This window comes from Methylobacterium sp. FW306-05-D, from assembly GCF_058782155.1.
This window is the reverse complement of record NZ_JBYSXL010000147.1, coordinates 1-4191: the sequence shown is the minus strand read 5'-3', so window position 1 is coordinate 4191 and position 4191 is coordinate 1. Positions and strand designations below refer to the sequence as shown.

Genomic DNA, 4191 nt, shown 5'->3' with positions numbered 1-4191 from the left:
GCCCTCCCCCGCGCCGCCTATGCCGACATGTTCGGCCCCACCACCGGCGACCGCATCCGGCTCGCTGACACGTCCCTGGTGATCGAGGTGGAGCGCGACCACACCACCTACGGCGAGGAGGTGAAGTTCGGCGGCGGCAAGGTCATCCGCGACGGCATGGGCCAGTCCCAGGTCACTAATCAGGACGGCGCGGTCGACACCGTCATCACCAACGCGGTGGTGCTCGACCACTGGGGCGTGGTGAAGTGCGACGTCGGCCTCGTGAAGGGTCGCATCGCCAGGCTCGGCAAGGCCGGCAACCCGGACATCCAGCCGGGCGTCGACATCGTGGTCGGGCCCGGCACCGAGGTCATCGCCGGGGAAGGCAAGATCCTCACGGCCGGCGGCTTCGACAGCCACATCCACTACATCTGTCCGCAGCAGATCGACGAGGCCCTGTGCTCGGGGATCACCACGATGCTCGGCGGCGGCACCGGCCCGGCCCACGGCACCTTCGCCACCACCTGCACCCCCGGGCCCTGGCATCTGGCCCGGATGATCGAGGCGGCGGAAGCGTTCCCGATGAACCTCGCCTTCGCGGGCAAGGGCAACGCCGCGCGGCCCGAGAGCCTCGTGGAGATGATCCGGGCCGGGGCCTGCGCCCTCAAGCTGCACGAGGATTGGGGCACCACGCCCGCCGCCATCGACACCTGCCTGACGGTGGCCGACCTCCACGACGTGCAGGTGATGATCCACTCCGACACCCTCAACGAATCCGGCTTCGTCGAGGACACGATCAAGGCCTTCGCGGGGCGTACCATCCACGCCTTCCACACCGAGGGGGCGGGCGGCGGCCACGCGCCGGACATCATCAAGGTGGCGGGGCTCGCCAACGTCCTTCCGTCGTCGACCAACCCGACGAGGCCCTACACGAAGAACACCATCGACGAGCATCTCGACATGCTGATGGTGTGCCACCACCTCGACCCGGCGATTCCCGAGGATCTCGCCTTCGCCGAGAGCCGCATCCGCCGCGAGACCATCGCGGCCGAGGACATCCTGCACGACATCGGCGCCCTCTCGATGATGTCCTCGGACAGCCAGGCCATGGGCCGGGTCGGCGAGGTCATCATCCGCACCTGGCAGACGGCGGACAAGATGAAGCGCCAGCGGGGCGCCCTGCCGGGCGACGCTTCGGGCAACGACAACCTGCGCGCCCGCCGCTACGTGGCGAAATACACCATCAACCCCGCCATCGCGCATGGCGTCTCTGCCCATATCGGCTCGGTGGAGCCGGGCAAGCTCGCCGACCTCGTGCTGTGGACGCCCGCCTTCTTCGGGGTGAAGCCCGACCTCGTGATCAAGGGCGGCGCCATCGCCACGGCGCCCATGGGCGACCCCAACGCCTCGATCCCCACGCCCCAGCCGGTGCATTACCGCCCGATGTTCGGGGCCTTCGGCCGGGTGCCCTTCGCCACCGCCCTGACCTTCGTCTCGAAGGCCGCCATCGAGGACGGGCTCGGCGAGCGCCTCGGGCTCCAGAAGCGCCTCGTGGCCGTCGAGAACGTGCGCGGCGGCATCTCGAAGAAGAGCATGATTCTCAACGACGCCACGCCCGACATCGAGGTTGACCCCGAGACCTACGACGTCCGCGCCGACGGGGAACTCCTGGTCTGCGAGCCCGCCGACGTCCTGCCGATGGCGCAGCGATATTTTCTATTCTGAGGTAGGATGCGGCCGACACCCGCGGAGTCCCCCATGTCCAAGGCTGCCCTCAGCCCATCCCAGGGGCACGACCTCTACGAGTCGGACCTCTACCTGTGGACGCAGGATCAGGCCGCGCTGCTGCGCGCGGGGCGGCGGCAGGACGTCGACTGGCACCACATCGCCGAGGAAATCGAGAGCTTGGGCGGATCGCAGAAATCCGAGATCCGGAACCGGCTCGCCGTGCTGCTGCAGCACCTGCTGGAGTGGGAATCCCAGCCGGAACACCGAAAATACGGCTGGCGCGCCTCGATCGTCGAACAGCGCCTTCCGATCGACGGGCTCCTCGATGTCAGTCCGAGTCTCCGGGCCTGGCCGGAGACGGTCCTGACCAAGGCCTATCAACTCGGGCGCGTCCGTGCGGCGAGCGAGACCGGGCTGGCGGAACAGACCTTTCCGTCGTCATGCCCCTACACCCTGGCGCAGATCCGGGACGACGGCTTCTATCCCGGGCCCCTCGATCCCCGCGTCACCTGATGAATTTCGCCGATCCCGTGATCGCTCGCACCGCATCGTCCCACGCCCCATGATCCGCGCCACCCACGTCCTGCGCCGCGACGCCCTCGCCGGCGAGATCGTCGACCGCATCGTGCTCGATCACGGCGACCGGCACCGCCGGCGCATGGCGATGCGCGCTGCGGGCGGGCTGGCGTTTCTCCTCGACCTGCCCGAGCCCACCGTGCTCGACGACGGCGACGCCCTGGTGCTCCAGGATGGGCGCCTCGTCTGGGTCGAGGCCGCGCCGGAGCGGCTGCTGGCGATCCGCGCGCCCGACGACCACGCCCTCAAGCGCCTGATCTGGCACATCGGCAACCGGCACATCCCGGCCGAGATCGGGCCGGACGCGGTCTACATCGCCTTCGACCACGTGCTCGCCGAGATGGTACGGGGTCTCGGCGGCACCGCCGAGGCGGTGGAGCGCCCGTTCCGGCCGGAGGGCGGCGCCTATGCGGGCGAGGCCGCCGGCCATCACCACCATGGCCATGACCACCACGCGCACGAGCACGAGCACGCGCACCCCCACCATGACCATCCGCACGCCCATGATTGAGGCCCTGCGCCTGATGGCGTGGCTGTCGCCGGGCTATCCGGTGGGGGCCTATGCCTATTCCCACGGGCTCGAGGGCGCGGTGGAGAGTGGCGAAGTCGGCGACGAGGCCTCGCTCACGGACTGGCTCGCCGACGTGCTCGAACACGGTTCGGGTCGCAACGACCTGATCCTCCTCGCCCAGGCCCACGCGGCGGCGTGCGCCGGGGATGCGCGGGCGCTGGCCGAGGTCAACGACCTCGCCCTGGCGCTGGCCCCGTCGCGCGAACTGCACCTGGAGACGAGCCAGCAGGGCCGCAGCTTCCTCGACGCCACCGTGGCGGCCTGGGGCACGCCCGGGCTCGACCGCCTCGCCGCCGCCCTCGGCGGCGCGGTGGCCTATCCGGTGGCCGTCGGCCTCGCGGCCGGCGCGCACGGCATGGCGCTCCCCCCGGTGCTCGCCGGCTTCGGCCTCGCCTTCCTGCAGAACCTCGTCTCGGCGGCCCTGCGCTGCGCGCCGATCGGGCAGAGCGCGGGCACCCGGATCGTCGCCGCCCTGACGCCGCGGGTGACGGCGCTCGCCGGCACGATCCCGGCCCTCGGGCTCGATGATCTCGGCAGCGCCACTTTGAACCTCGATCTCGGCTCGTTCCGGCACGAGACCCAGTATTCGCGCATCTTCCGCTCCTGAGGATCTGTCTTGAGGACCCCGTCATGACCTCCGCCAACGGCATCTCTCCCAACGGCCCGCTCCGCGTCGGCATCGGCGGCCCCGTCGGCTCCGGCAAGACCGCCCTGATGGAGCAGCTCTGCAAGCGCTTTCGCGATACCTACGAGATCTGCGCGATCACCAACGACATCTACACCAAGGAGGATGCCCGCCTGCTCACCGTGGCCGGCGCGCTCCCCGAGGAGCGGATCATGGGCGTCGAGACCGGCGGGTGCCCGCACACGGCGATCCGCGAGGACGCCTCGATCAACCTGGCGGCGGTGGCGGAGATGCGCCGGCGCTTTCCGAAGCTCGACCTCATCCTGATCGAGTCCGGCGGCGACAACCTCGCGGCCACCTTCTCGCCGGAACTTGCCGACATCACCCTCTACGTCATCGACGTGGCGGGGGGCGAGAAGATCCCCCGCAAGGGGGGGCCGGGCATCACCCGCTCGGACCTGCTCATCGTCAACAAGACCGACCTCGCGCCGCTCGTCGGCGCCGATCTCGGCATCATGGAATCCGACACCAAGCGCATGCGCGGCGCCCGGCCCTACGTGTTCTCGTCGCTCCGCGACGGTCACGGGGCGGATGCCATCGCGCGCTTCGTGGTCGAGGCCGGGGGCCTGAACTAACCGGCGCCCCCGCCGGCCGCTGAGAGGCCGAAGGGCCCGGATCGCTCCGGGCCCTTTTTTATCCGATCGTCCTCGTC

The 4191-nt window shown here is 70.2% G+C and carries 5 protein-coding genes; all 5 read left to right on the top strand.

Annotated features, from left to right (window positions below):
* A partial coding sequence (gene ureC / locus AC3WLN_RS23740; protein WP_492485399.1) for an urease subunit alpha occupies positions 1–1704 on the top strand: 1704 nt, incomplete at its 5' end.
* A gap of 33 nt (positions 1705–1737) precedes the next feature.
* Positions 1738–2220 carry a DUF29 domain-containing protein gene (locus AC3WLN_RS23735; RefSeq protein ID WP_492485397.1) on the top strand — a complete coding sequence of 161 codons (483 nt, stop codon included), beginning with the start codon at positions 1738–1740 and terminating at the stop codon, positions 2218–2220.
* 49 nt (positions 2221–2269) lie between these two features.
* Entirely contained in the window at positions 2270–2794 is a 525-nt protein-coding gene (locus AC3WLN_RS23730; RefSeq protein WP_492485395.1) for an urease accessory protein UreE, read from the top strand.
* Positions 2727–3461, top strand: coding sequence for an urease accessory protein UreF (locus AC3WLN_RS23725; protein ID WP_492485401.1), 735 nt, complete (start codon positions 2727–2729; stop codon positions 3459–3461). Before AC3WLN_RS23730 ends, AC3WLN_RS23725 begins: the two co-directional genes overlap by 68 nt.
* A gap of 23 nt (positions 3462–3484) precedes the next feature.
* The gene (gene ureG, locus AC3WLN_RS23720; protein WP_492485393.1) at positions 3485–4114 is read left to right on the top strand and encodes an urease accessory protein UreG; all 630 of its coding nucleotides are present in this window, start codon (positions 3485–3487) and stop codon (positions 4112–4114) included.
* Positions 4115–4191: the final 77 nt, after the last annotated feature.

Excerpts from the sequence above, each read along its gene's own strand:
- AC3WLN_RS23735 (WP_492485397.1), top strand. The coding sequence starts at position 1,738 with ATGTCCAAGGCTGCCCTCAGCCCATCCCAGGGGCACGACCTCTACGAG.
- AC3WLN_RS23725 (WP_492485401.1), top strand. The coding sequence starts at position 2,727 with ATGACCACCACGCGCACGAGCACGAGCACGCGCACCCCCACCATGACC.
- AC3WLN_RS23730 (WP_492485395.1), top strand. The coding sequence starts at position 2,270 with ATGATCCGCGCCACCCACGTCCTGCGCCGCGACGCCCTCGCCGGCGAG.
- ureG (WP_492485393.1), top strand. The coding sequence starts at position 3,485 with ATGACCTCCGCCAACGGCATCTCTCCCAACGGCCCGCTCCGCGTCGGC.